Annotated in this window: 27 protein-coding genes and 1 riboswitch; of the genes, 19 read left to right on the top strand and 8 right to left on the bottom strand. The window is 35.9% G+C overall.

Annotation, left to right across the window (positions count from 1 at the left end):
* Window positions 1-2: 2 nt before the first annotated feature.
* From MKX66_RS13155 to MKX66_RS13125, 7 genes are all read left to right on the top strand, one after another.
* Window positions 3-1403, top strand: a complete 1401-nt coding sequence (locus MKX66_RS13155) for a sensor histidine kinase (RefSeq protein WP_002011591.1) — start codon at window positions 3-5, stop codon at window positions 1401-1403.
* Window positions 1404-1632: 229 nt separating this feature from the next.
* Window positions 1633-2322, top strand: coding sequence for a FadR/GntR family transcriptional regulator (locus MKX66_RS13150; protein WP_201053587.1), 690 nt, complete (start codon window positions 1633-1635; stop codon window positions 2320-2322).
* Window positions 2323-2490: 168 nt separating this feature from the next.
* On the top strand, window positions 2491-3210 hold the full coding sequence (locus MKX66_RS13145; RefSeq protein ID WP_002011587.1) for a (Fe-S)-binding protein: 720 nt from the start codon (window positions 2491-2493) through the stop codon (window positions 3208-3210).
* Between the two features lie 16 nt (window positions 3211-3226).
* Entirely contained in the window at window positions 3227-4648 is a 1422-nt protein-coding gene (locus MKX66_RS13140) for a LutB/LldF family L-lactate oxidation iron-sulfur protein (RefSeq protein WP_002011586.1), read from the top strand.
* Entirely contained in the window at window positions 4648-5358 is a 711-nt protein-coding gene (locus MKX66_RS13135; RefSeq protein WP_002030525.1) for a LutC/YkgG family protein, read from the top strand. The genes MKX66_RS13140 and MKX66_RS13135 overlap by 1 nt, the downstream gene beginning before the upstream one ends.
* Before the next feature lie 112 nt (window positions 5359-5470).
* Window positions 5471-6193: a prepilin peptidase gene (locus MKX66_RS13130; RefSeq protein ID WP_033708915.1), complete on the top strand. Its 723-nt coding sequence runs from the start codon at window positions 5471-5473 to the stop codon at window positions 6191-6193.
* Between the two features lie 14 nt (window positions 6194-6207).
* A complete protein-coding gene (locus MKX66_RS13125; protein ID WP_002140920.1) occupies window positions 6208-6519 on the top strand; it encodes a cyclic-phosphate processing receiver domain-containing protein in 312 nt (103 codons plus the stop codon).
* Window positions 6520-6546: 27 nt separating this feature from the next.
* Here the strand turns inward: MKX66_RS13125 and MKX66_RS13120 are convergent, their stop codons facing one another.
* The 7 genes from MKX66_RS13120 to phaQ all read right to left on the bottom strand — a co-directional run bounded on the left by MKX66_RS13120 (window position 6547) and on the right by phaQ (window position 12018).
* The gene (locus tag MKX66_RS13120) at window positions 6547-7398 is read right to left on the bottom strand and encodes a formate/nitrite transporter family protein (protein ID WP_002011581.1); all 852 of its coding nucleotides are present in this window, start codon (window positions 7396-7398) and stop codon (window positions 6547-6549) included.
* A gap of 209 nt (window positions 7399-7607) precedes the next feature.
* Window positions 7608-8402: a TerC family protein gene (locus MKX66_RS13115; protein WP_002011580.1), complete on the bottom strand. Its 795-nt coding sequence runs from the start codon at window positions 8400-8402 to the stop codon at window positions 7608-7610.
* Window positions 8403-8481: 79 nt separating this feature from the next.
* Window positions 8482-8654: riboswitch (yybP-ykoY riboswitch) on the bottom strand.
* A 38-nt stretch (window positions 8655-8692) separates the two neighbouring features.
* Window positions 8693-10012 (bottom strand): TrkH family potassium uptake protein, encoded by a 1320-nt coding sequence (locus tag MKX66_RS13110; RefSeq protein WP_033708914.1) that lies wholly within the window; start codon window positions 10010-10012, stop codon window positions 8693-8695.
* A gap of 113 nt (window positions 10013-10125) precedes the next feature.
* Window positions 10126-10311 (bottom strand): alpha/beta-type small acid-soluble spore protein, encoded by a 186-nt coding sequence (locus MKX66_RS13105; RefSeq protein ID WP_000241212.1) that lies wholly within the window; start codon window positions 10309-10311, stop codon window positions 10126-10128.
* Between the two features lie 142 nt (window positions 10312-10453).
* The gene (locus MKX66_RS13100; RefSeq protein ID WP_001067911.1) at window positions 10454-10897 is read right to left on the bottom strand and encodes a MaoC family dehydratase; all 444 of its coding nucleotides are present in this window, start codon (window positions 10895-10897) and stop codon (window positions 10454-10456) included.
* A gap of 101 nt (window positions 10898-10998) precedes the next feature.
* A complete protein-coding gene (phaP, locus tag MKX66_RS13095; protein WP_002011575.1) occupies window positions 10999-11523 on the bottom strand; it encodes a polyhydroxyalkanoic acid inclusion protein PhaP in 525 nt (174 codons plus the stop codon).
* Window positions 11524-11565: 42 nt separating this feature from the next.
* Entirely contained in the window at window positions 11566-12018 is a 453-nt protein-coding gene (gene phaQ, locus MKX66_RS13090) for a poly-beta-hydroxybutyrate-responsive repressor (RefSeq protein WP_000903018.1), read from the bottom strand.
* 198 nt (window positions 12019-12216) lie between these two features.
* On the opposite strand from phaQ, the gene phaR reads away from it, so the two are divergent.
* The 5 genes from phaR (at window position 12217) to MKX66_RS13065 (ending at window position 17425) form a co-directional block, all read left to right on the top strand.
* Window positions 12217-12699, top strand: coding sequence for a polyhydroxyalkanoic acid synthase subunit PhaR (gene phaR, locus MKX66_RS13085; RefSeq protein WP_000566956.1), 483 nt, complete (start codon window positions 12217-12219; stop codon window positions 12697-12699).
* 152 nt (window positions 12700-12851) lie between these two features.
* Complete coding sequence (locus tag MKX66_RS13080) at window positions 12852-13595, top strand: acetoacetyl-CoA reductase (RefSeq protein ID WP_002030515.1); 744 nt, start codon at window positions 12852-12854, stop codon at window positions 13593-13595.
* An 83-nt stretch (window positions 13596-13678) separates the two neighbouring features.
* On the top strand, window positions 13679-14764 hold the full coding sequence (gene phaC / locus MKX66_RS13075) for a class III poly(R)-hydroxyalkanoic acid synthase subunit PhaC (RefSeq protein WP_000206840.1): 1086 nt from the start codon (window positions 13679-13681) through the stop codon (window positions 14762-14764).
* Between the two features lie 94 nt (window positions 14765-14858).
* Window positions 14859-16052 carry an NAD(P)/FAD-dependent oxidoreductase gene (locus tag MKX66_RS13070; RefSeq protein WP_002030511.1) on the top strand — a complete coding sequence of 398 codons (1194 nt, stop codon included), beginning with the start codon at window positions 14859-14861 and terminating at the stop codon, window positions 16050-16052.
* 23 nt (window positions 16053-16075) lie between these two features.
* A complete protein-coding gene (locus MKX66_RS13065; RefSeq protein WP_002126155.1) occupies window positions 16076-17425 on the top strand; it encodes a TrkH family potassium uptake protein in 1350 nt (449 codons plus the stop codon).
* A gap of 38 nt (window positions 17426-17463) precedes the next feature.
* Here the strand turns inward: MKX66_RS13065 and MKX66_RS13060 are convergent, their stop codons facing one another.
* Window positions 17464-17847 carry a DUF3905 domain-containing protein gene (locus MKX66_RS13060; RefSeq protein ID WP_002011568.1) on the bottom strand — a complete coding sequence of 128 codons (384 nt, stop codon included), beginning with the start codon at window positions 17845-17847 and terminating at the stop codon, window positions 17464-17466.
* 100 nt (window positions 17848-17947) lie between these two features.
* Here MKX66_RS13060 and MKX66_RS13055 point away from each other — a divergent pair, with 100 nt between their 5' ends.
* The 7 genes from MKX66_RS13055 to MKX66_RS13025 all read left to right on the top strand — a co-directional run bounded on the left by MKX66_RS13055 (window position 17948) and on the right by MKX66_RS13025 (window position 25295).
* Window positions 17948-18100 carry a hypothetical protein gene (locus MKX66_RS13055; protein WP_000240799.1) on the top strand — a complete coding sequence of 51 codons (153 nt, stop codon included), beginning with the start codon at window positions 17948-17950 and terminating at the stop codon, window positions 18098-18100.
* A gap of 228 nt (window positions 18101-18328) precedes the next feature.
* Window positions 18329-19405: a putative 2-aminoethylphosphonate ABC transporter substrate-binding protein gene (locus MKX66_RS13050; RefSeq protein WP_002030507.1), complete on the top strand. Its 1077-nt coding sequence runs from the start codon at window positions 18329-18331 to the stop codon at window positions 19403-19405.
* Between the two features lie 19 nt (window positions 19406-19424).
* Complete coding sequence (locus tag MKX66_RS13045) at window positions 19425-20426, top strand: putative 2-aminoethylphosphonate ABC transporter ATP-binding protein (protein ID WP_212935314.1); 1002 nt, start codon at window positions 19425-19427, stop codon at window positions 20424-20426.
* Window positions 20427-22184, top strand: coding sequence for a putative 2-aminoethylphosphonate ABC transporter permease subunit (locus MKX66_RS13040; RefSeq protein WP_341086333.1), 1758 nt, complete (start codon window positions 20427-20429; stop codon window positions 22182-22184).
* A 21-nt stretch (window positions 22185-22205) separates the two neighbouring features.
* Complete coding sequence (gene phnX / locus MKX66_RS13035) at window positions 22206-23000, top strand: phosphonoacetaldehyde hydrolase (RefSeq protein ID WP_002140928.1); 795 nt, start codon at window positions 22206-22208, stop codon at window positions 22998-23000.
* A 16-nt stretch (window positions 23001-23016) separates the two neighbouring features.
* Window positions 23017-24114 (top strand): 2-aminoethylphosphonate--pyruvate transaminase, encoded by a 1098-nt coding sequence (gene phnW / locus MKX66_RS13030; RefSeq protein ID WP_341086330.1) that lies wholly within the window; start codon window positions 23017-23019, stop codon window positions 24112-24114.
* Window positions 24111-25295 (top strand): saccharopine dehydrogenase family protein, encoded by a 1185-nt coding sequence (locus tag MKX66_RS13025; protein ID WP_215588853.1) that lies wholly within the window; start codon window positions 24111-24113, stop codon window positions 25293-25295. Before phnW ends, MKX66_RS13025 begins: the two co-directional genes overlap by 4 nt.
* The last annotated feature ends 3 nt before the right edge of the window (window positions 25296-25298 follow it).

Raw genomic sequence — 25298 nt, 5'->3', positions numbered from 1 at the left:
GTATGTTTACGATGGTACAAAAGCTTTGGCTTACAGTAGTATGTGCAGTATGTGTAACAGTTTCCTTTCTTTATTTTGTATCTTTATACTCATATGAAAAGTTATACGTTGATAATTTAAAAGATTCATTAGTAATGGAAGGGAAACGTCTTGCCACGCAATATGATAAACGTGAAGGAGTATCCACTTTTGAAGAGAAAGTAAGGGCATATGATCAAATATCTAGTTCAGATGTCCTTTTCGTATACAATCCGCGTGATTTAAGCGCATGTTTGCCTTTTGATGTTCACCATCATTCTCTTATAAGTGAAGGGGATAGACAGGCGCTATTAGATGGGAAAACTGTGACAAAGATAGGGTATGAAGAACATTTTGATCGTAATATTATGGGTGTTGTCATCCCTGTTTTAGATAATAAAAAATTAGTTGGTATTGTATACTCTTATATTCCTTTAAAAAGTATAAAAGACTTAATATTTGATATGGGCCTTATTTTAGCGCCGTTAGCACTTGCAATGATTTTAATTACAATATGGATTGGTAGAAAAATTATTATCGCCATTACGAGACCGCTTTCGCAAATGGAACGAGTTGCAAATCATTTGGCTACTGGAGATTTCTCAGAGCGGATTACAATTTCTTCAGAAGATGAAATTGGACGATTGGGAAAAGCCTTTAATAAAATGGCAAATTCCTTAGAAACAGAAGATGTAAAGCGTAAGGAATTTTTAGCTAATGTTTCGCATGAACTTAGAACACCGCTTAGTTATATTAAAGGATATAGTGAAGCTATTTTAGACGGTGTAGCGAAGGGGCCGCAGCAGGAAAAAGTAACGCAACTTATTCATAAAGAAGCAGGTCGCATGCAGCGCCTCGTTCATGATTTATTAGATCTAGCGCAGCTAGAAGGTGAACACTTTCCCTTAAAGAAACAACCTATCGTTTTTTCACAGCTTATTGAAGATGTACTAAATACGTACGAGTTACAGTTTGTAGAAAAAAACCTTCGTATTTCAACGAATTTAAATCCTGAAATTATCGTAATGATTGATGAGGATCGTATGCAACAAGTACTTCATAATGTATTAGATAATGCGATACGTTATACAAATCAAAACGGGGATATCATAATAACATTAAAGCAAATCGATGATTATTGTGAATTGCACATAAAAGATACAGGAATAGGTATTGATAGAGAGCATTTAGAAAATCTGGGGGAACGCTTTTACCGAGTAGATAAAGCGAGAAGTCGTCAACACGGTGGAACAGGTTTAGGTCTTGCAATTGTAAGGCAAATTGTTCATATACATGACGGTGAGTGGAGAATAGAAAGTGAAAAAGGTAAGGGCACGACAGTTAGTATTAAATTAAAAGCACAAGATGAGGAGAGCATATTCTAACTTTTGGAATATGCTCTTCATATTGAAGGTAAATAGTTACGCGTAAATGTATTAATTAATATCAAACAAATATCAAAAATTTGACTATTTTATGAACAAAACATTTGTACTTCTTACTAATTCGTTCTAAAATAGTTATGGATGCTAAGTTCTTATAAAACGTTACAATTGTTGTTTGGAAGATACTGAGGTGATTTAACTGGAGTACAAATCTATTAAACCGAAAAAAATTTACGAAGAAGTATCTGAAGCTATTTTAACAATGATTAAAAATGGTACGTTAAAACCTGGTGACAAACTACTTCCTGTTCATCAATTAGCTGAGCAGTTTCAAGTTGGCAGATCTGCTGTTCGTGAAGCGCTAAGTGCGCTAAGAGCAATGGGCTTAATTGAAATGAAACAAGGAGAAGGTACATATGTAAGGAATTTCGATCCTTCTTCATTAACAAAATCACTAAATAACAAGTTATTAATGAAGAAAGAGGATATTTTGAATTTATTAGAAGTACGGAAGGTGCTCGAAGTGGGGGCAGTTCGAGCGGCAGCGGCAAAACGTACGGAAGCTAATTTGCAAAATATGAAGCAGTGGTTAGATGAAATGGCAAAGAGCATTGGAGATGAGAAGGCTGGCGAAAAAGCAGACTTTCATTTTCACATGGGAATTGCAGAATCTTCGCATAATAACATCTTGCTTGAGCTCATGAATCATGTTTCAGAGATGATTGCTGAAACGATTGGTGAATCAAGACGCATTATTTTATATGGTGAACAAACAACATCAGAACGACTTTTAGAAGAGCATCAATCTATATATGATGCGGTGTTAAAGCAAGATGTGGAATTAGCGCAGCAAGCGATGCTAGATCATTTAACAAATGTAGAACATATTGTCACAGGTAAAAGCGATATAAATTCGTAATTTAATCTTTTAAAAATCTAATTTTCTGATAAAATAGAGAGAGATTAAGTAAGCGTTTTCTTTAGAAGAGGGAGAGGATAGGCCATGGTTGAGCCTACTTCTTCTAATCTTAGTCATCTGATGACCATATGATTTTTGGCGGAGTTGTAATGAGGGGGAATTATAGTTATGAAAGTTACTTTATTTGTTACTTGTTTAGTCGATATGTTTGAAACAAACGTCGGTAAAGCAACAGTTGAAGTATTGGAGCGTTTAGGTTGTGAAATTGAATTTCCAGAAGCACAAGTTTGTTGTGGTCAGCCTGCTTATAATAGCGGCCATGTAGAAGCAGCAAAAGAAGCGATGAAACATATGATTGAAACTTTCGAAGATGCAGAATATATCGTTACGCCATCTGGATCTTGTGCGACAATGTTTCATGAGTATCCGCATGTTTTTAAAGATGATCCGAAGTGGGCTAAACGTGCACAAAAGGTTGCTGATAAAACATATGAATTTACACAATTTATTGTAGATGTTTTAAAAGTTACAGATGTTGGTGCAAGTTTACCAGGGATAGCTACTATTCATAAATCTTGTCATATGACACGCCTGCTTGGAGTAAAAGAGGCACCAGGAATTTTATTATCAAGCGTAAAAGGATTAATTGTGAGAGAACTGCCGAACGTGCAAAATTGTTGTGGGTTTGGGGGAACGTTTTCAGTTAAGATGACTCCAATTTCTGAGCAAATGGTAGATGAAAAAGTAGATAGTGTAATGGAAACAGGTGCTGATTATTTAATCGGTGCAGATTGTGGGTGTTTGTTAAACATTGGCGGACGTATTGAGCGTTTAGGAAAAGAAGTAAAAGTAATGCATATTGCTGAGGTCTTGAATAGTCGCTCATGAAGGGGGAACATAAGCTATGTCTATGAAAATCAGTGAGAAAAAATTTAATGATCGCGTTGGCGATGGAATTCAAGATTCGTTTATGCGCGGAGCGGTATCTTCTGCACAAACGCGTTTATATACAAATCGATTAAAAGCAGCTGACGAGTTGGGAAACTGGGAAGAGTGGCGTGAACTAGGTGAACAAATTCGTCAACATACGTTAGAAAATCTTGATTATTATTTAATGCAGTTAAGTGAAAATGTATCAAAAAGAGGCGGTCACGTTTACTTTGCGAAAACGAAAGAGGATGCAGCAAAGTATATTCAAGACGTTGCAAAAAAGAAACAAGCGAAGAAAGTTGTAAAATCAAAATCAATGGTAACTGAAGAAATTAGTATGAATCATGCCCTTGAAGAGATTGGTTGTGAAGTGTTAGAGAGTGACTTAGGAGAGTATATCTTGCAAGTAGATAACGATCCACCATCACATATTATTGCGCCTGCACTTCATAAAAACAGAACGCAAATTCGTGATGTATTTAAAGAAAAACTTGGATATGAAAATTCTGATGATCCATACGAAATGACAAAGTTTGTTCGTAAACAACTTCGTGAGAAATTTATGGATGCAGAAATTGGTGTGACAGGTTGTAACTTCGCTGTTGCAAATACTGGCTCTCTTTGTTTAGTGACGAACGAAGGTAATGCCGATCTTGTCATGTCGATTCCGAAAACACAAATTGCAGTAATGGGTATGGAACGTATGGTTCCGACAATGGAAGAATTAGATGTTTTAGTTGGTTTACTATGTCGTAGTGCGGTAGGTCAAAAATTAACAAGTTATGTAACAGTAGCAGGACCAATTCAAGAGGAAGAGGTAGATGGACCAGAAGAGTTTCATTTAGTCGTTGTTGATAATGGCCGCTCTCAAATTCTTGGATCGGAATTCCGTTCAATATTGCAATGTATTCGTTGTGCCGCTTGTGTTAACGTATGTCCCGTATATCGTCACGTTGGTGGACATTCGTATGGATCTATTTATTCAGGACCAATCGGTGCGGTATTAACACCACTTTTAGGTGGGTATGACGATTACAAAGAGCTTCCTTATGCATCTAGTTTATGCGGAGCATGTACAGAAGCTTGTCCAGTAAAAATTCCATTACATGATTTATTATTAAAACATCGTCAAGTCATCGTTGAGCAAGAAGGTCGTGCCCCACTTGCAGAAAAATTAGCAATGAAAATGTTTAGTATGGGTGCTTCTTCAGCAGCTTTATATAAAATGGGATCGAAAATGGCACCGGCAGCAATGAGTCCATTTACATCTGGTAACCGTGTATCAAAAGGTGTTGGACCACTTAAAAACTGGACGGATATTCGTGAATTCCCAGCTCCAAGTAAAGAACGATTCCGTGATTGGTATAAAGATCATAAGAAAGGCGGGGACAAATAATGACAGGATTAATTCAAAACCGTGAGTCCTTTCTAGATAATATCGCAAAAGAACTTGGGCGCGCGCGTAAAACAGAAGGCGTAGAACGTCCAGCATGGAAAAGTAATGTGAATGTAGAAACGTTAAAAGATTATTCACAAGAAGAATTGTTAGAAGTATTTAAAAAGCAATGTACAAACATTCATACAACTGTTGTGGAAACGACAAACGACCGCTTACGTGAAGATATTCAAAAAGTAATCGTTGAAAACGGCGGAGGACCTATTATATTATCAGCAGATGAACGTTTTGATTCCTATGGATTGACTTCTTTATTTAAAGAAGAGCTTCCAAAGCAAAATGTTGAGGTAAATGTATGGGATCCTGAGAAAAAAGAAGAGAATATGCGTATAGCGGAAAAAGCGAATATCGGTATTGCATTTAGTGATTATACTTTAGCTGAATCTGGTACGATTGTTGTACAAAGTCATAAAGGACAAGGGCGTTCTTTACACTTTTTACCGACTGTATACTTTGCTATTATTCCACGTGAAACACTTGTACCTCGTATTACGCAAGCAGTTCAGGATATGAACTCACGTGTGGAAAAAGGTGAAGCAGTCGCATCTTGTATTAACTTTATTACAGGACCAAGTAACTCTGCGGATATTGAAATGAATCTTGTTGTCGGAGTACATGGGCCGTTAAAAGCAGTATATTTCATCGTATAAAATAGGGGAAAGCAGGCCGGAAAACGGCCTGCTTTTTTAATAGAATAAAGATAATATGAAGTAGAAGTTCTCTCCTTTTTTTGTTATGTTCTTTTGGAAAGGAGAGGAAGGGATGTTCACTTATTTATATGCATTGTTAATAGGTATGGTGTTTGGTTCTTTTTTTATGGTGATTGCGATGAGAGTTCCAGTAGGGGAATCTATTATTACACCGCGTTCGTACTGTCATTACTGCAAGTATACGTTACAGCCGAAAGAACTTATTCCAATCATTTCATTTTGTATACAAAAAGGGCGTTGTACGAATTGTAAGAGCAAAATCTCAAGTTTGTACATAGTATTTGAATTTGTTACAGGCAGTTTATTTTTTCTTACTGTATATGTAATTGGAATGGAAAGAGAGCTCATCATCATTTTATCGCTTTTTTCGTTACTTCTAATTATTTCAGTTACAGATTTAGTATATATGCTAATACCTAATCGTATTTTAATTTGGTTTGCGCTTTTGCTTATTTTAGAATGTATTTTTGTACCGTTAGTCACTTGGACAGATAGTATAGTTGGTAGTGGCGTTATATTCATTTTGTTATATTGCATGCAAAAGATATATCCAGAAGGGCTTGGTGGAGGGGATATAAAATTACTTTCGCTGCTTGGATTTATAGTGGGACTGAAAGGGATTTTTATGATTTTATTTTTAGCATCTTGCTTTAGTCTTTGTTTCTTTGGAGCTGGTATAGTATTAAAACGTATGAAAATGAGGAGCCAAATTCCGTTTGGTCCTTTTATTAGTCTTGGAGCAATATGTTACATGCTGGTCACGTATACAAAATAGAGAGGGGATAGAACATGAATGTATATATGGATGATCAAAGAAGTTGTCCATACGGGTATGTACTCGCCACTACAGTAGAATGTGCTTTGCAAATGGTTCGGGATTATGATGTAAATATTCTTTCCCTTGATTTTAATATGGGATGGGGAGAAAAAAGTGGGTTAGATTTCGTAGAAGCTTTCTGCAACGAAGGTTTATATGTTAATGAAATTCACCTTCATACAAATGATGTCATCGGTATGCATCAGATGAAAAAGAGCATAGAGAGAGGGAAGGAAAACGGGGAAATTAATCCTTATATTGCCTTGAAATATGTAGGGAGCTAAAAACTCCAAAGTAAAACTTTGGAGTTTTTAATGTTTCATATGTGCTTGTAAAGGAATAATTTCCTCCGTTTGAGCTCCAACTAATTGAGTTTTTTCTTGTTCAACAACAGGTGCTTTCTTTGTTAAGTAATGATATACCATACCGACAAATACGGATCCGCCAATAATGTTACCGATTGTAACTGGAATTAAGTTATGAATAGCGCCCGCAAAAGAAATTGTCTCAGGATGTGGTGATACTAAAGATAAAGCAAACAGTGATAAGTTTGCAATGCTATGCTCATAACCAGATAAAAAGAAAGTGAAAACGAGCATCATCATCATTAATATTTTTGCTGTGTCACCTTTCACTTGAGAAGGTAAGAAGCAGGCAAGACATACGAGCCAGTTACATAAAATCGCTTTAAAGAATAATTGCATTGTAGGTGTATTCATCTTTCCTTCAACAACTTTATTCATTAAATGACTGTGATCAATTGCTTCGAAAATTCCAGTTGCGTAAAATAGTAAGGCAAAGAATAAAGCACCAGCTAAGTTACCTGCATAACAAGCAACCCAGTTACGAAGTGTATCAGAAATCGTTGTTTCTTTTCTTAAAGTTGCCACTGTGAAGTACATCGTATTGCCAGTAAATAATTCAGCGCCGCCATATATAATAAGTACGAGAGCAATTCCGAAAAACATGGAGGAAGCTAAATATGTTGCTGGTGAATCTGCAATATGAAAAAAGTTACCTAATTTAAAACATAGTACAATAATAAAACCGATATAAATGCCCGCAAGTGCAGCACGAATGAAATATTGCATTGGATTTATATCTAGCATTTGTTTTTTGCTCTTAGCCAGTTTTACAACGTAATCTAATCCTTGTTCTAGCATGAGTAATACGCTCCTTTAATACATCGTCTATAAATACTCCTTATATGAATAAGGTACATGGATTTGTTCATAGTTTCAATAAGTTTGTGCAATGTTTCACAAAAAGGACATACATCTATAAAGGAAGCGTTTACAAAAGGTAGTATAATGGAATTTTTTCTAAAAATAGAGAGGGGAATTGAAACGAGAAAAAAGAAAAAGCGCTGTAATTACAGCGCTTTTTCGTCTAAATTCTTTTCTACTTTTACTTCTACTTCTTTCGAGAAGAACCAACCGCAAACTGCGATTCCAACTAATACAATCCAGAATGTAAGCTTCCACGGAGTGGATTCTGGGAATGAATGCGGAAGGACATTTAAAGCAGGGTGTGCTAACGTATAAACTGTTAATTTCACACCAACCCAACCTACAATTAAAAATGCTGCAGTTTCAAGTCCTGGTTTACGTTTTAATATTTGTACGAAAGCAGTTGCTGCAAATCGCATTATAACTAATCCGATAAGTCCACCTGTAAAGATAACGATAAATTGACCTGTATCAAGACTACCAATCGTACCTAATCCTGTTTTCGGTAAAGTCACTGCTAATGCAACAGCAGCTAAAATTGAATCAACTGCGAAGGCGATATCAGCAACTTCGACTTTAAATACAGTCCACCAAAAGTTCTCTTGTTTTTTCTTTGCTTCTTTTTCTTCTGTTTCTTCATGTGTATTCTTTTTAACATACGTTTTAAATAAGTGATTCCCCGCGATAAACATAAGATAAATCGCACCAATTGCTTGCACTTGCCATACATCTACTAGGAACGAAATCATAAATAGTGATCCGAAGCGGAAAACGAACGCTCCTGCTAATCCATAAAATAGTGCTTTCTTTCGTTTTTCTTCTGGTAAATGTTTTACCATAATTGCGAGAACGAGAGCGTTATCAGCCGCTAAAATCCCCTCTAGTGCAATTAGGATGAGTAATACCCAACCATACTCCAATAATAATGATACATCCATGTACATTCTCCTCTCATTTCTATAAAGACTAAACAAGTGAAGAAGTTCCCCACTGTTTAGTTTCCCCATACTCCTGCGTATCAACGGTGGAAGGAATTTGAAAACAAAAAAGACCTCTGCCGTTGATAGGCAAAGGTCTTGCTAGACATATGTAATGAAAATGCCAACAAAGCCGGAAGAACTAAGTTCTACGTAATGACGACTTTGTTTCCAAGAAATAGTTCTTGGACGCTACTCCCCTTTGGAGATATGCTATTGTACTCTCATTATATGGATAATTTATACGGTTGTCAACCTGTTAAAATATCTTCGTTGGGATATTTTATTTTTCTTTGTTTTTTACGTGCAAATGAAAAGGCTAATGTTAAAGGCCCCATCTTTCCAAAAAACATCATAAAGATAATAATTGTTTTGCCGATAATTGTTAAGTGTGGCGTCAAATTCATGCTAAGGCCGACAGTTCCAAATGCTGAAAATACTTCAAAAGCACTCATTAATAAAGGAACCTTCTCAGTGATGCTTAAAATTAAAATGGAAAGAAAAATAAACGAAATTGAAATAATAGTAATCGTTAATGATTTGACAATGAGCGTATCTTTAATGGATTTTTTAAACACGACAATATCATCTTGTTCTTGCAAAAATTTAAATACGCCGAAAAACATAATCAAAAAAGTCGTTAATTTAATCCCACCACCAGTTGAAGCACTGCCAGCACCAATAAACATAAGAAGCATCATTAATAAAAGTGAAGGTTTTGATAATGCAGAGATATCAACAGTATTAAACCCGGCAGTACGTGTTGAAACCGCTTGAAAATAAGCAGCCATACCTTCTTCAAATGGTGTAAAACCTCTCATGGAAATTGAATTATGGAACTCAAATATAAAGATAAAAGCTGTAGCAATAATATTGACGATTAGAGTAGAAGAGAGCATAAGCTTTGAGTGCAAAGTAAGGTTTTTAAAGTTTTTCTTTCTTTTTATATCTACGATAACCGTAAAACCAATCCCACCTAAAATAATGAGGGAAGAAATAACGAGATTGACGAGAATGCTATGGGAGTGCGACATTAAATTATCGCTCCACACAGAAAACCCAGCATTGTTAAAGGCTGAGATAGAATGAAAAAAGCTATAATATATACCTTTGGCAACCCCGTATTTTGGTACCCATTCAAAAGAGAGAAGTAAAGTAGCGATACATTCTACAGTAAAAGAAAATAAAAATAATGCTTTTGCAAGACGAATGATTCCGCCGACATTTGTTTGATTTAATGCTTGTTGTAATAAAATCCGGTTTTGAAGGCCGATTTTTCTACCGAGCATAATTGCGATTAAAACAGCAAAGCTCATAATGCCAAGCCCGCCAACTTGTATAAGTGTTAAAATGACACATTGGCCAAATAAGGTAAATACTTTACCAGTGTCCACAACACCAAGCCCTGTAACCGTACAAGCAGAAACCGTTGTAAATAAAGCATCGAGCCATGAAATAGACGTTGTTGTAGCAATTGGCAATTTCAATAGGCATGTACCGATAATTGATAGCATAATAAAAGATACAGTAAGAACACGGGGAGGACTCATGCTAATGTTAATCCGTTTCATTTCACATATCGTTCCTTTCGATTTGCTCTTACTAGTATGTGAAGAAGCACTATTATGTATGTTAAAAAAGAAAGAGGCAGAGAATATCTGCCTCTAAGCCATAGGTTATATAGTTATCCGCGTAATTGTTGTTGAGCTAAAGCAACAAGACGTTTCGTTACTTCACCGCCAACTGATCCGTTAGAACGAGATGCTGTATTAGATCCTAAGCTTACACCGAATTCTTGTGCGATTTCATATTTGAATTGTTCAAGTGCTTGCTCTGCACCCGGAACTAGTAATTTGTTTGTTTTCACCATGTTGATACACATCCTTAAAGAGTAATCCAGTTTAGCTAAGTGCTATCTGGTAATGTTATTTTATGTGTAAACGACGTACTCATACACGGAAGTAAACGGTGTGATTAGAAGTTCTTGGATAGAAAAAAGAGTAGCAAATTTGCTACTCTTTTTTCAGTATTGTCGCTGTACCTTCTACGACAATATCATCAGATTGATTATATATGTTTGTTTGCAATGTGATAATTTTTTTATCGTCCCGTTTTTTAATAACTTCTGCCACAACGCGAAGTGTATCACCGATTTTGACAGGAGCACGGAATGAAACGTTTTGTGATAAATAAATCGTATTTTTGCCAGGAAGTTTCGTTCCAAGAATGGTAGAAATAAAACTTGAAACGAGCATGCCATGGGCAATACGTTCTTTGAACATTGTCGTTTTTGCAAAAGAGTCTAGAATGTGAATAGGATTTACATCTCCAGTCAATTTTGCAAAATTGATAACGTCCTCATCCGTAATTTTTTTTGTAAGTGATGCTTGATCACCGACTTGAATCTCATCGTAACGAAGCTCCGGAACAGTTTGTGCTTCTTGAAATGGATTCATTTTGTCCTCCTTCTTTTCCATATCGAAAAATGTAAGCCATCTTGATGTAGTAGGAGGAAGAAAGAGTTTTGTTTGTGCTGCAGTTAGTTGCCACATTTTTCTTACTTGATGGAAGTAAATAGATTTTTTGAGTTTTCCTCGAACTGCTTTGCGAGTTCTAGTTGTTTGGACTTGAACTCTCCCAAAAAAACTTCTAACTGTTTTTGAACCTCTTCACGTTGCGACTGTTGTTGTTCGATAAAGTGTTTTGTTGTTTCTTCAAATTGGCCGCTAGTTTGAGTAAGAATAGACAAAGATGTTTTCGTAGGCGAAACAGTAAGTTGGTGCATTTGATTAGAAAGCTCATTCCACTTTTCTTGCCACTCGTTAATTTGATCATTTAAGGAGTTTCCAGTTAATTGCTTCACATAGTCTGTATATTGGTTATTGAACTGAGCAGTGAATTGGTGTAGTTCTTTTTCTAGTTCATCTACTCCTGATGTTAATTTATGCAAAGCGTCTTGTTGTTGTTTTAACGTTTCTAAAGTAAGTTGCTCTAATTGTTTCCCAGCTGAAGAGAAGAGGGAAAGAGATTGAGACCAGTTTTTCCAAAATGCATCGACTAATTCGTATGGCTTAGTTTCCATTGTTTGACCTCCAAATGTTTTTTTGCATATTGTGAACGCAGATTACTCTGCTGTACCACCAGGTGAAGATGAAGAATCCTTTTCATCCTTTTCTGGAGAAGTAGAAAATGGAAAGAATGCATTGGTGTATAACGTGAAAAACGTCCGCAACATATTTTGATAATGTTCAAAAGAAGTCGCACATGTTGTTAAATATTGCTCTCCATATTCTGTTAAAGAATAAATTCGTTTCGCTGGCCCGCCTTCGCTTGTATCCCAAGTAGAAGAAATAAGATTTTCTTTTTCTAATTTGCGTAGTGTCCTATACACATTACCTTGGTCAACAGAAGAAAAGCCGATGTCCATTAGCATTTGAATAAGTTTGTAACCATGAAGACTCCAGTCTTTTAGACAGAGAAGTAAGAAAGGAACTAAGAAGTTTTTTGGCATGGAGTTTGGTTGTTTCGCTTGGTTTTTTTCCAAACTTTCTGGGTGTTCTGGTTCATTATGTAGCATGATTGTACATCACCTCATGAATCAGTTAGATGGAATTTTTTGCTTATAAGTGCAATTTACACCTATCTGTTTTTAATGTCAATACATTTGTTAGAAAATAAAGAAAAATAAAATATATACTTGAAGTTTTATTCGGAATATTAGAAAATAGTGAATAGGTTGAATTGTTTCAAAAACGAAAAAGGGAGTGTAGTCGAAGTGATTGATCAAAAATTCGATCCATTGCAAGCATGGAAAAATGCTTATGAACAAACCGAAACATTTTGGGGAAAAGCGCTCAATGAAACAATTAAAACAGAAGAATATTCTGCTTGGATGGGCAGCGTTCTAGATTTGAATTTGTTTTATCAAAAAGCATTAAATGATACGACAAAAAATTATTTAGAACAGGTGAATGTGCCGACGAGAGAGGATATCGCTAGAGTAGCTACGCTTGTTATTAACTTAGAAAATAAAGTTGATAACATCGAGGAAATTCTAGAAGAGAAAGTGGATTCATTAGGACAAGCTCCTACATTAAAGCGTGATGTTACGAAAGTAAAACAAGATATGCGCACGTTAGAAACGAAAGTTGATCAAATTTTAGAATTGCTAGAAAAGCAAAATGCAGTACTAGCTAAACTACAAGTACCTGTAAAAGAAGAAGTAAAGCCTGTAAATAAGCCAGAAAATAAAAAATGATAATGGCGTTTGTTTATAACGTGTAAAAGAGGGAGGGAGAATCTCTTTTCATGTATAAACAACGAAACATAATTAATATATGGACTCAATTAGTATGAGTACCAAAATGATTCATAACAATCGTTCACAAATTCATTTAAGGGGGAAAAGAAATGGTTCAATTAAATGGCAAAGTAGCAATCGTAACAGGTGGGGCAAAAGGAATTGGAAAAGCAATCACAGTAGCATTAGCACAAGAGGGAGCAAAAGTAGTTATTAACTATAACAGCAGTAAAGAAGCAGCTGAAAACTTAGTAAATGAATTAGGAAAAGAAGGACATGACGTTTATGCAGTTCAAGCGGATGTTTCTAAAGTAGAAGATGCAAACAGACTTGTAGAAGAAGCTGTGAATCATTTTGGTCAAGTTGATATTCTTGTTAATAATGCTGGTATTACAAGAGATCGTACATTCAAGAAGTTAAATCGTGAAGATTGGGAGCGCGTAATTGACGTGAACTTAAGCAGTGTATTTAATACGACAAGCGCGGTACTTCCATACATATCGGAAGCAGAAGAAGGAAGAATCATTAGTATTTCTTCTATTATTGGCCAAGCTGGTGGATTTGGACAAACAAACTACTCAGCAGCAAAAGCAGGTATGCTAGGATTTACAAAATCATTAGCGTTAGAACTTGCAAGAACAAATGTAACTGTAAACGCAATTTGCCCAGGATTTATTGATACTGAAATGGTAGCAGAAGTACCAGAAGAAGTGCGTCAAAAAATCGTTGCGAAAATCCCGAAAAAACGTTTTGGTCAAGCTGATGAAATTGCAAAAGGTGTAGTATATCTATGCCGTGACGGTGCGTATATCACAGGTCAGCAATTAAACATTAACGGCGGATTATACATGTAATGAAGTAAGAAAAAAGTGCATATCCATAGCAGGAATGCACTTCTTTTTTTAGAAAGAAATTGACCAAAAAGGAGATAGGAAAAATGACTACATTCGTAACGGAATGGGAAAAGCAATTGGAGTTGTACCCAGAAGAATATCGTAAAGCATATCGCCGTGTGAAAAGAGCGAGCGAAGTTTTATTACGCGAACCAGAACCACAAGTTGGTTTAACACCGAAAGAGGTTATTTGGACGAAGAATAAAACGAAGCTGTATCGTTACATTCCAAAACAAGAAAAAACACAGAGAGTTCCAATCTTATTAATATACGCTCTTATTAATAAACCGTATATTATGGATTTAACTCCAGGAAATAGTTTAGTGGAATATTTAGTAGATCGTGGTTTTGATGTGTATATGCTTGATTGGGGCACATTCGGTTTAGAAGATAGTCATTTGAAGTTTGATGATTTCGTGTTCGATTATATTGCAAAAGCAGTGAAAAAAGTAATGAGAACTGCAAAATCGGACGAGATTTCTTTACTTGGTTATTGCATGGGTGGAACGTTAACATCTATTTATGCAGCGCTTCATCCGGACATGCCAATTCGTAACTTGATTTTTATGACAAGTCCTTTTGATTTCTCTGAAACAGGATTATACGGTCCTTTATTAGATGAGAAATATTTCAATTTAGATAAAGCGGTTGATACATTCGGAAATATTCCGCCAGAAATGATTGATTTCGGAAATAAGATGTTAAAACCAATTACAAACTTTGTCGGTCCATATGTTGCTTTAGTCGATCGTTCAGAAAATGAGCGCTTCGTCGAAAGTTGGAAATTAGTTCAAAAGTGGGTAGGCGATGGTATTCCGTTCCCAGGTGAATCGTATAGACAATGGATTCGTGATTTTTATCAAAATAATAAATTAGTGAAGGGTGAACTCGTTATTCGCGGACAAAAGGTAGACCTTGCAAATATTAAGGCGAATGTCTTAAATATTTCTGCGAAACGTGATCACATTGCTCTGCCATGTCAAGTAGAAGCTTTACTTGATCATATTTCTAGCACAGATAAACAGTATGTATGTTTACCGACAGGACATATGTCTATCGTGTATGGTGGAACGGCTGTAAAGCAAACATATCCGACGGTTGGAAATTGGCTGGAAGAGCGTTCTAATTAAAGAGAAGAAATCCAACTAGCGTATGTTAGTTGGATTTTTTTATGGAAAATGACGAAACATAGAAAGGAGAAAATTACATTGTAGGAGTATAATTATGAAGCTTATGACTGGTAAGTTGTTTTGGAATGCTGGAGTTTCTGTACCTTGTTATCCAACGTTAGAAAATGATATGATATGTGATGTACTAGTAATTGGAAGTGGAGAAGCAGGTGCTCATATAGCGTATTCGTTAGCTAAAATTGGAATGCGTGTTATGCTCATTGAAAAAAGAGCAATTGCATGTGGTAGCACAGCTGCAAATACAGGATTATTACAATTTGTTCATGATAAATCGTTAACCTCTCTTATTCATACATTTGGTGAAGAGAAAGGGGTACGAGCATATAGACTTTGTTATGAAGCGCTGCAAACAATGGAGAAGGTTGTGCCAACTCTCGATATTGATCCCCATTTTATTCCGCGAAATAGTTTGTATTATGCAAGTAGAGATGAGGATGTTTCATTTTTACAAGAAGAATATAATACGTTACGCCATTATGGATTTCCGGTTGAATATTTTACAGAGTCTGATATTAAGAAACGTTATTCATTTGCAAAACAAGCAGCGTTATATACAAGCGGTGATGCAGAAGTGAATCCGTATTTATTAGCGCATAGTCTTTTGCATAAAGCGAAACAAATGGGCGCTACTATATACGAACATACAGAGGCATTACATATTAAACAAATCCAAAATGATTTAATTTGTTACACGAATACAGGAAATAAAATAGTAGCAAAGAATATTATTATGGCGACAGGTTATGAAGCAATTTTTGGAAAGAAAGAAAAAAATACAACAGTAGAAACGTCTTATGCCGTTGTGACAAATAAGATAGATTATTTTGAAGGCTGGCATGAGCAATCGTTAATTTGGGAAACAGCACGTCCGTATTTGTATAGTCGAACGTATCAAAACCGCATTGTTATAGGCGGATTAGATGAGGCGCTGAAAATTCAAAAAATCGGCGATACGAAATTATTGCATAAGCGTGATCTTCTTATTAACATTGTAAAAGAAATGTTCCCGCAGTATAAAAATATACGGGCAGAGTACTATTGGGCAGCAGCATTTGGTGGCAGTCATGACGGTCTTCCTATTTTAAAAGAAGATAAAAAAATACATAATTTATATTACGCACTGCCGTATGGGGGAAATGGAACTGTATACGGAATGGTATTTGCGAAACTATTTCAGCAGTTATTTACAAATGAAGAAAGTGATGATTTTTCTTTATTTAATCGATAGAAAAAAGGTAGCGAAGTGATGGAATGAGAGATATAAAAAAGTTTTTACAAAAGTTACGTCCCGTACAACTTATCGTTGTATTTTATTTACTAGCAGTAGTCGTATCGGTAATTTTGCTTAGTTTACCATTTGTTACGAAGCCTGAAGTGAAATGGACATTTATCGATGCACTATTTACATCTGTTAGTGCGGTAAGTGTTACGGGACTGTCTGTTGTTACGATTTCAGATACGTTTACAACGGCAGGAATTATTGTTTTAGCCCTTATTTTACAATTAGGCGGATTAGGAATTATGGCGCTTGGTACATTCGTCTGGATTATAACGGGGAAAAAGATTGGTTTGCAAAGAAGAAGATTAATTATGGCAGACCATAACCAAGGGAATTTATCAGGCCTTGTAGAATTGATGCGTTCTATTTTAATTGTAATTATTTCGATAGAACTCATTGGAGCAATACTGTTAGGTACAAGGTTCTTACTATATTTCCCGACTTGGCAAGAAGCTTATTTTCACGGTTTCTTTGCCGCTGTGAGCGCAACAACGAACGGAGGATTTGATTTAACAGGACAATCACTTATTCCGTACAAAAAAGATTATATTGTTCAAATGATTCATATGTTGCTTATTATTTTAGGAGCTATCGGTTTCCCGGTGTTAATGGAAGTAAAACAATTCCTTAGTAAAAGACGACAACAACTATTTCGCTTTTCGTTATTTACAAAATTGACGACAACGACATTTTTTGTACTCGTTATTGTTGGAACAATTATGATTTTTCTATTGGAACGAAATCATTTTTTAGTAGGAAAGTCATGGCATGAAACTGTATTTTATACATTATTCCAATCTGTGACGACGCGAAGTGGAGGACTGGCTACAATGGACATACGTGAATTATCACAACCAACGCTTTTATTTATGAGTATATTAATGTTCATTGGGGCATCTCCAAGTTCAGTTGGGGGCGGAATACGTACAACAACATTTGCAGTTAGTATATTATCGTTATATACATTTGCAAGAGGCGGGAGAACAGTCCGAGTTTTCAAACGTCAGCTACATGAAGAGGACGTGTTGAAAGCATCTGTCGTTATGACGATGGGGATTTTATTATGTGCCTCAGCGCTATTCATTTTATCTATTACGGAAAATGTACCGCTTATGAGCTTAATCGTTGAAGTTTGTTCTGCTTTCGGGACGACGGGACTATCAACAGGTGTTACTCCTGATTTAACAACTGTTGGTAAACTTGTACTTATTGTACTTATGTTTATCGGACGCGTCGGTATTTTAACATTTATTTTAGCTAGTGGCGGAAGAGAGCAACCGCCTCGCTATAAATATCCGAAAGAGAGAATTATTATTGGATAGTATGAAACCATTCTACCTGCGTTAGGTAGAATGGTTTTTTAGTCGTTAATTCCGAATTGGGGATGCATAAAAGCATCATTTTTATTATCAACTTCGTTTTTAAGTAATTCTTGATTTTCTTCTGCAATCCATCCGATATCATTTGTAGGATGGATCCATTCTTCCCCAGCCATAATAGCAGGATCTACCTCATCACTCCAATTATTAAGAGGACTGTTAGTGGAATCGTATTTACTGTCTCCAATTACAACATCATATTGATTTATAAAAGGTTGTTGCATCTTTTTGCCTGTGCCTTTAAAAGAAGGAAAGTTCATTTGATGAGGGAGCGTCTCGTCTAAAATTGGCGATTGTATCGTTTCTTTTTCTTTCAAAGTAATCGCTCCTTTTTGTAATGGCTTGTTCGTATGTAGTATTTCCATCTATAAGCTCTTATGTACTTGTTAACACTTCCCAGTAATAATTACTGTAAGTTGTTTCAAACTAGAATAGAAAGTTATTTCGTGAGAGCAGGTGAATATGTTGGTAAAAAGAAAAGTAAAACAAAATGCAGCAATTAATAATAATAAAACTCCGAAAGAAAGCTTACCAGATGCAGAATTTGCATTAGAGTATGAAGGAGAAAATAGTGCGAAGTATGCAAATCGTAATTCAAAAAAAGGTAAACAAAAATGAGGCGTTTTTTACAAACGCCTCATTTTTTTGTGGGATTATAAAGGTTTTTTTAATTATTTGTAAATTTCACGTTTGATATTAGCAGAAAAATGCGAAAAAACATAGAAGTAGCAACGTATTACACAAAAACAAACAACAAACAAAAGATTAATGTTGGTTTAATACTGCTTTTACACTAGTTGTTTATATTAGAGTTGTACATAAGATTTGTAAAAGGAGAGAGAGACAGTGAAAAAAACAATCTTTAAAGCTGTAGCAACTGGAATGGTATTTTCGTTATTAATGGGGTGTGGTGCAAAGAAAGAAGAAAGTGCTGGAGCAAAAGTAAAAGATGATAAATTATCTGGATCATTAACTGTTTACACAGCGATTGAAGAAGAGCTTGTACCGATTTATCTTGATTCTTTTAAACAGAAGTACCCAGACGTGAAGTTGAACATTGTTCGTGATTCAACAGGAGTTATTACAGCGAAATTGCTAGCTGAAGGAAAAAATACACAAGCAGATGTTGTATGGGGAACTGCAGCGTCTAGTCTATTAGCTTTAGAGAAAAAAGATATGTTAAAAGGATACTCTCCAAAAGGAGCAGATCGTGTCCTTTCGCAATTTAAAGACGATAAGAAACCAGAAAAATGGGTAGGAAATACTGCATTTATGACGGGGATTGCTGTAAATAAAGAAGAATTGAAGAAGAAAAATTTACCGATGCCAGAATCATATGAAGATTTAACGAAACCAGAATATAAAGGAACGCTAGTTATGCCGCATCCGGCTTCTTCTGGAACAGGATTTTTAACAGTTTCTGCATGGCTACAAATTATGGGAGAAGATAAGGGCTGGGATTACATGAAGAAACTTCATGATAATATGGCAACTTATACTCATTCAGGTTCAAAACCAGCGAAATTAGCAGGCGCAGGTGAATATCCAGTTGGTGTATCAATGGTTTATAGTGCTTTGAAAGAGAAACAAAAAGGTGCACCAGTTGAAGTTGTACTGCCGAAAGAAGGATTAGGCTGGGAAGTAGAAGCGAACGCACTTATTAAAAAAGATAATGCTAAAAATGATAAATTAGCGCAAGCATTTTTAGATTGGGCAATTACAGATGATGTAATGAAGTTATACTTCGAGAAAAATGGATTTGCGACAATTAAAAATGATTATAAACTTCCAGATGGATTCCCTAAAGATGTGACAGAAAAGTTATATAAAAAGAATGACTTTAAATGGGCAGCAGAAAATCGTGACAAAATTTTAGAAAAATGGGAAAAAGAGTTTGGCCAAAAAGCAGAACCGAAAAAGTAAGTGAGTGGGAGAGAGAAAAATGAGCGAATATTTATCAATTCAACACATCCAAAAACAGTTTGATGCATTTACAGCGTTAAAGGATATTTCTTTTACTGTGAAAAAAAATGAGTTTGTTTGTTTATTAGGCCCAAGTGGTTGTGGGAAAACGACATTGCTCCGAATTTTAGCGGGGCTAGAAGAGGCAACAACAGGTAGTATTGCTGTGAATGGAAAAGATATTACAGCATTACCACCTGGAAAGAGGAACTTCGGAATGGTTTTTCAATCGTATGCATTATTTCCGAATTTAACTGCACTTGAAAACATTGAATATGGCTTAAAAACAAAAAAATATGGAAAAGCAGAAGTAAAAGAAAAAGCGCTATTGGCGTTAGAACTTGTTGATTTGCTGAATGTAAAAGATAAATATCCTGCTCAAATGTCTGGTGGACAACAGCAGCGAGTAGCACTTGCACGTGCGCTCGCTCTGTCTCCCGATATTTTGTTACTTGATGAGCCGTTATCTGCTTTAGATGCAAAAGTGCGTGAAAAGTTGCGCAGAGAAATGCGTGATTTGCAAGAAAAAGTGGGAGTAACAACTATTATGGTAACGCATGATCAAGAAGAGGCATTAACGATGGCTGATAAAATTGTTGTAATGAATCATGCGGAAATTATGCAGATTGGAACACCAGAGGAGATTTATCAAAGACCAGCCAATCCGTTTGTGGCAGATTTTATTGGTTCTATTAATTTCTTTTCGAAAAATAACGAAGAACATGCGATTCGTCCTGAACATGTAACAGTTGTACAAAATAATGGTATTAAAACAGTTGTAGAAAGCATGGAATTTCGCGGTTCTGTATACCGGACGGAAGTGCGGGTCATAGAAGAGAAAACACACCTTTATAATGAGAAAATTGTAGTGGATATATTGGCATCAGAAGTAGAGGAAACTGCTATTAGAAAAGGAAAGCCAATTCAAATCTCTTTCTCAGAAAATCATATGTTGTCATATGGAAAGAAGGTCATTGTATAGATGGAGATGTTAGAAAACTTTAAGGCAGAAAGTACAAAAAAAAAGATTAAGAGACGTATCGGTAAAGAAGAGTGGATACAAAGACTATTAATTATTGGTATGCTTCTCGCGTTTTTTATCATGCTTGTATTGCCTTTATTACAACTGTTTACACAAGCCTTTTATGATAAAGATGGAGCTTTTGTTGGTGTTGCGAATTTCAGTAAATATTTCACAACACCAACGCTAGTTCAATCACTACAAAATACGATATGGATTTCGGGCGCTACAACAATTATTTCGGTTACACTCGCTTTCGCTTACGCATATGCGATCGCTCGTACAAATGTTTTTGGAAAGCGCGTATTTCAATACATAGCATTATTACCATTATTCGCACCAACGATGATGCACGGTATTGCGCTTACATATTTATTTGGTAATCAAGGGTTAATAACAAAAGGAATGTTTGGTTTATTTGAAGGAATACAAATACCGTTATACGGACCAGTAGGAATTGTAATGGCTGAAGTTATGTATACATTTCCGCAAGCATTCCTTATTTTATTAATTGCTCTCCAAGGTTCTGATTATCGTTTATATGAAGCTTCTAATATGTTGGGTGCAAGTAAAGTGAAACAGTTTTTTACGGTTACTTTACCTAGTGTGAAATACGGATTAATTAGTGCGATGTTCGTTGTATTTACACTTAGTTTCACTGATTTTGGGGCACCTAAAATTGTTGGAGGACAATATAACGTACTTGCTACTGACGTATATAAGCAAGTAATTGGACAGCAAAATATGTCCATGGGCGCAACTGTCGGAATGATTTTATTGATCCCAGCTATTTTCGCATTTGCAGTTGATCGTATTACGCAAAGAAAACAGGCGAATCTCTTATCTTCAAAAGCAGTACCTTACAGAATAATAAATAATAAGAAAAGAGATGTTATTTCATTCGTATATTGTAGCATAGTCACGTTTATGATCATTCTTTTATTTGTGGCAGTTGGTATTGCTGCAAGTGTGAAAGTATGGCCATATAATATGAGTTTTACACTTGAGCATTTTAATTTTTCAAGTTTGACAGGAGACGGAATTGAAGCATTTAAAAATAGTGTAATTGTCTCAGCTATTACGGCAGTTATCGGGGCGATTTTAACATTTGTGTTCGCTTATGCGATTGAAAAAATAGAACAGCTACAGTTTTTCAGAAAAGTAGGCTACTTTTTCTCTATTGTACCGTTAGCGATTCCTGGATTAGTACTTGGATTAGGATATGTCTTTTTCTTTAGTCAACCAACAATTCAAATTCTAGGACTTTCAGTAACAAATCCGTTTCATTCCTTATATGGCACAATTGCTGTTTTAGTATTAGTAAATATCATTCATTTTTACTCTGTAACGTTTGTTACCGCAACGACTGCTTTAAAGAAACTAGACCGAGAGTTTGAACTTGTTTCACAGTCGATGAGCGTACCGTTTTATAAAACTTTCTTTCGAGTAACAATACCGATGTGTTTACCAGCTATTTTAGAAATGGTTATGTACTATTTCGTAAATTCAATGGTGACTGTATCGGCAGTAGTGTTCTTATATGCGGCTGATTTTAAACTAGCTGCTGTATCAATTGTAAATATGGACGATGCAGGAAATGTAGCACCAGCAGCTGCAATGAGTGTACTTATTGTTGTTACAAATATTGTAGTGAGGGTTGTATATGAATGGGGAACGAAAGCACTTCGTAACCGAACGTCACAATGGCAAAAAAGATAAGTAAGAAAGGTGATGGATAGAATGAAAATTGAAGCAGTTATTTTTGATTGGGCAGGTACGACAGTTGATTACGGATGTTTTGCACCATTAGAAGTATTCATGAAGATTTTTCATAAACGCGGTGTTGAAATTACAGCAGAAGAAGCTCGCAAACCAATGGGGTTATTGAAGATTGATCATATTAGGGTATTAACGGAAATGCCCCGTATTTCGAATGAGTGGAAGCATGTCTTCGGACAATTACCAACAGAAGAAGATATTCATGAGATGTATGAAGAGTTTGAAGAAATTCTCTTTGCTATTTTACCGTACTATGCCACGCCAATTGATGGGGTAAAAGAAGTGGTTTCTTCACTACGTGAAAGAGGTATTAAAATTGGATCAACAACTGGTTATACGAGAGAAATGATGGACATTGTTGCAAAAGAAGCAGAAATACAAGGGTATAAACCTGATTTTCTTGTGACGCCAAATGATGTTCCAGCAGGTCGTCCATATCCGTGGATGTGTTATAAAAATGCGATGGAACTCTGTGTATACCCAATGAATCATATGATAAAAATTGGAGACACCGTGTCAGATATGAAAGAGGGAAGAAATGCTGGAATGTGGACAGTTGGTGTAATCCTCGGTAGTAGTGAGCTCGGTTTAACGGAAGAGGAAGTTGAGAATATGGATCCGTTAGAGCTTCGTGAAAAAATAGAAGTAGTTCGTAATCGTTTCATTGAAAATGGGGCTCATTTTACAATTGAAACGATGCAGGAGCTCGAAAACGTAATTGAACATATCGAGAAACAAGAACTTATTATTTCATAAAGGGGGGCACACGATCATGAATGAAAATCACTATTTATTATTAACACCAGGACCATTAACGACAACAAAAACTGTAAAAGAAGTTATGTTATACGATTGGTGTACGTGGGATGTTGAATATAACACGATGGTGCAAGATGTAAGAAATAGGCTTGTATCGTTAGCGACAAAGGAAGAAGAAAAGTACACAACAGTTTTAATGCAAGGAAGCGGTACGTTTTCGGTTGAAGCAGTAATTGGTTCTGTTATTCCTAGAAAAGGAAAGCTGCTAGTTTGTACAAATGGTGCGTATGGTAAGCGTATTGTACAAATGGCAGAGATGTTACATATAGATGTGGTGGTCAGTCAAACAGAAGAGTGGGAGCCTACTAATATTGCAGAAGTAGAACAGTTATTACAACAAGATAAAGAGATTACGCATATTGTAGTTGTTCATTTTGAAACAACTACAGGTATTATTAATCCAATTGTAGACGTATGTAAATTGGGAAAACAATATGGAAAAGTTACACTGGTTGACGCAATGAGTAGTTTCGGTGGTATTGAAATAGATATCGCTGAGTTGCAAATTGACTTTCTAATTAGTAGTGCGAATAAATGTATTCAAGGTGTTCCCGGATTCGGTTTTGTCATCGCAAATCGTGATGAACTATTGAAATGTAAAGGGCAAGCTCGTTCTTTATCATTAGATTTATATGATCAGTGGGAAACGATGGAAGAGCAAAATGGGAAATGGCGCTTTACTTCACCTACACATGTTGTACATGCTTTTTATCAGGCATTGCTTGAATTAGAAGAAGAAGGCGGGGTAAGAGCCCGTTACAATCGATATTATAGCAATCAAAAACTGCTAGTGCACAAAATGAAAGAAATAGGCTTTAAGCCATTAGTAGATGAAAAATATCAATCTCCTATTATTACATCTTTCATTTATCCAGAAGCAGGATTTGAATTTTTGCAGCTATATAATGAATTAAAGCGATATGGATTTGTTATTTATCCAGGTAAAATTTCGAAAGTAGATACGTTCCGCATTGGAAATATCGGTGATGTACATGAAGACGATATTAATCGCTTAGTTGATAGTATTGCTAAAGGGGTTGTTATAGGGTGAAAGTATTTTGCTTAGGTGGAGCAGGTAAAATTTGTCGTGAAGCAATTTTAGATTTAGTTCAATTTTCATCTTTTGAGACGATTACGGTAGCCGATTTTAATGAAGAGGAAGGCCGAAAAGTAGTAGAGTGGTTAAATGATCCTCGTGTTGATTTTGTGAAAGTCGATGTGACAAATCATGAGGATACGGTCGCAAAAATGAAGGGCTATAACATTGTAATGGATGGTACGACGATAAAGTTAAATGGATTGTCTACTCGCTGTATCGCAGATGCCGGTTGTCACGGTGTGAACTTAAATGGATTTGGTGAAGAAAATGAATCCCACTCTAAATTTGTCCAACATGGAACAACATGTTTACCTGGATTTGGTATGACACCAGGTGTAACGCAAATGATGGCCATGTATGCAGCAAATCAGTTAGATACTGTAGAGTCAGTTCGAGTAAGTCATGGCTCGTATCGTCCAATTGCTTTTTCTGCATCAATTACAGAGACAACGACATATGAATATGATCCACATTTGCCGACGCGTACAGTGTATGAGGAAGATGAATTTAAGCAAGTACCTCCGTTTGCGCGCCCGAGAGAAATTGAATTACCAGCGCCTTACGGAAAAACAATGCAGTATATAATCCCGCATTCAGAAACGATTACGTTAGCGAAGGCACTGGAAGATAAAGGTGTACAGCTTATTGAAACAAGAGGAACTTGGCCAGAGCAAAATATGCAGCTCGTTCGTGCTTTATATGATTATGGTATATTGCGTAATGATCAAATTGAAATAAACGGTAAAGAAATTGGTATTATGGATTGTATTTCGAAGTATCTATTAAAATCGAAAGAAGGACAAGCAACAGAGCTTTATGGTTATGCACTTCATGTAGAAGTAGTAGGTATGAAAAATAATCAAAAACAAAGGCATGTGTTATACCATACGCATCCGCTATCTGACGGTTCTGTAGTAGGTTGGGAGAAATTAAGGGCCTATACAAGAAATGTTGGTATCCCATTTGGAATCGCTACAGAGTTAATTGCAAAAGGAGTAGTTAATAAAGTCGGTGTTATTACTCCTGAAGAAGCTTTCGAAAATCCACAAATTATTTTTGACGAACTAGAAAAGCGCGGTATTTATATTCATGAAGAGATTTCTACTTACAAAGAAAATTATAACTTTGTATAAGTA

The sequence above is a fragment of the Bacillus sp. FSL R9-9530 genome, from assembly GCF_038008145.1.
Classification (GTDB): Bacteria; Bacillota; Bacilli; order Bacillales; family Bacillaceae_G; genus Bacillus_A; species Bacillus_A mycoides.
The sequence above is the reverse complement of the archived record's forward strand: the minus strand, read 5'-3'. Positions and strand labels throughout refer to the sequence as shown.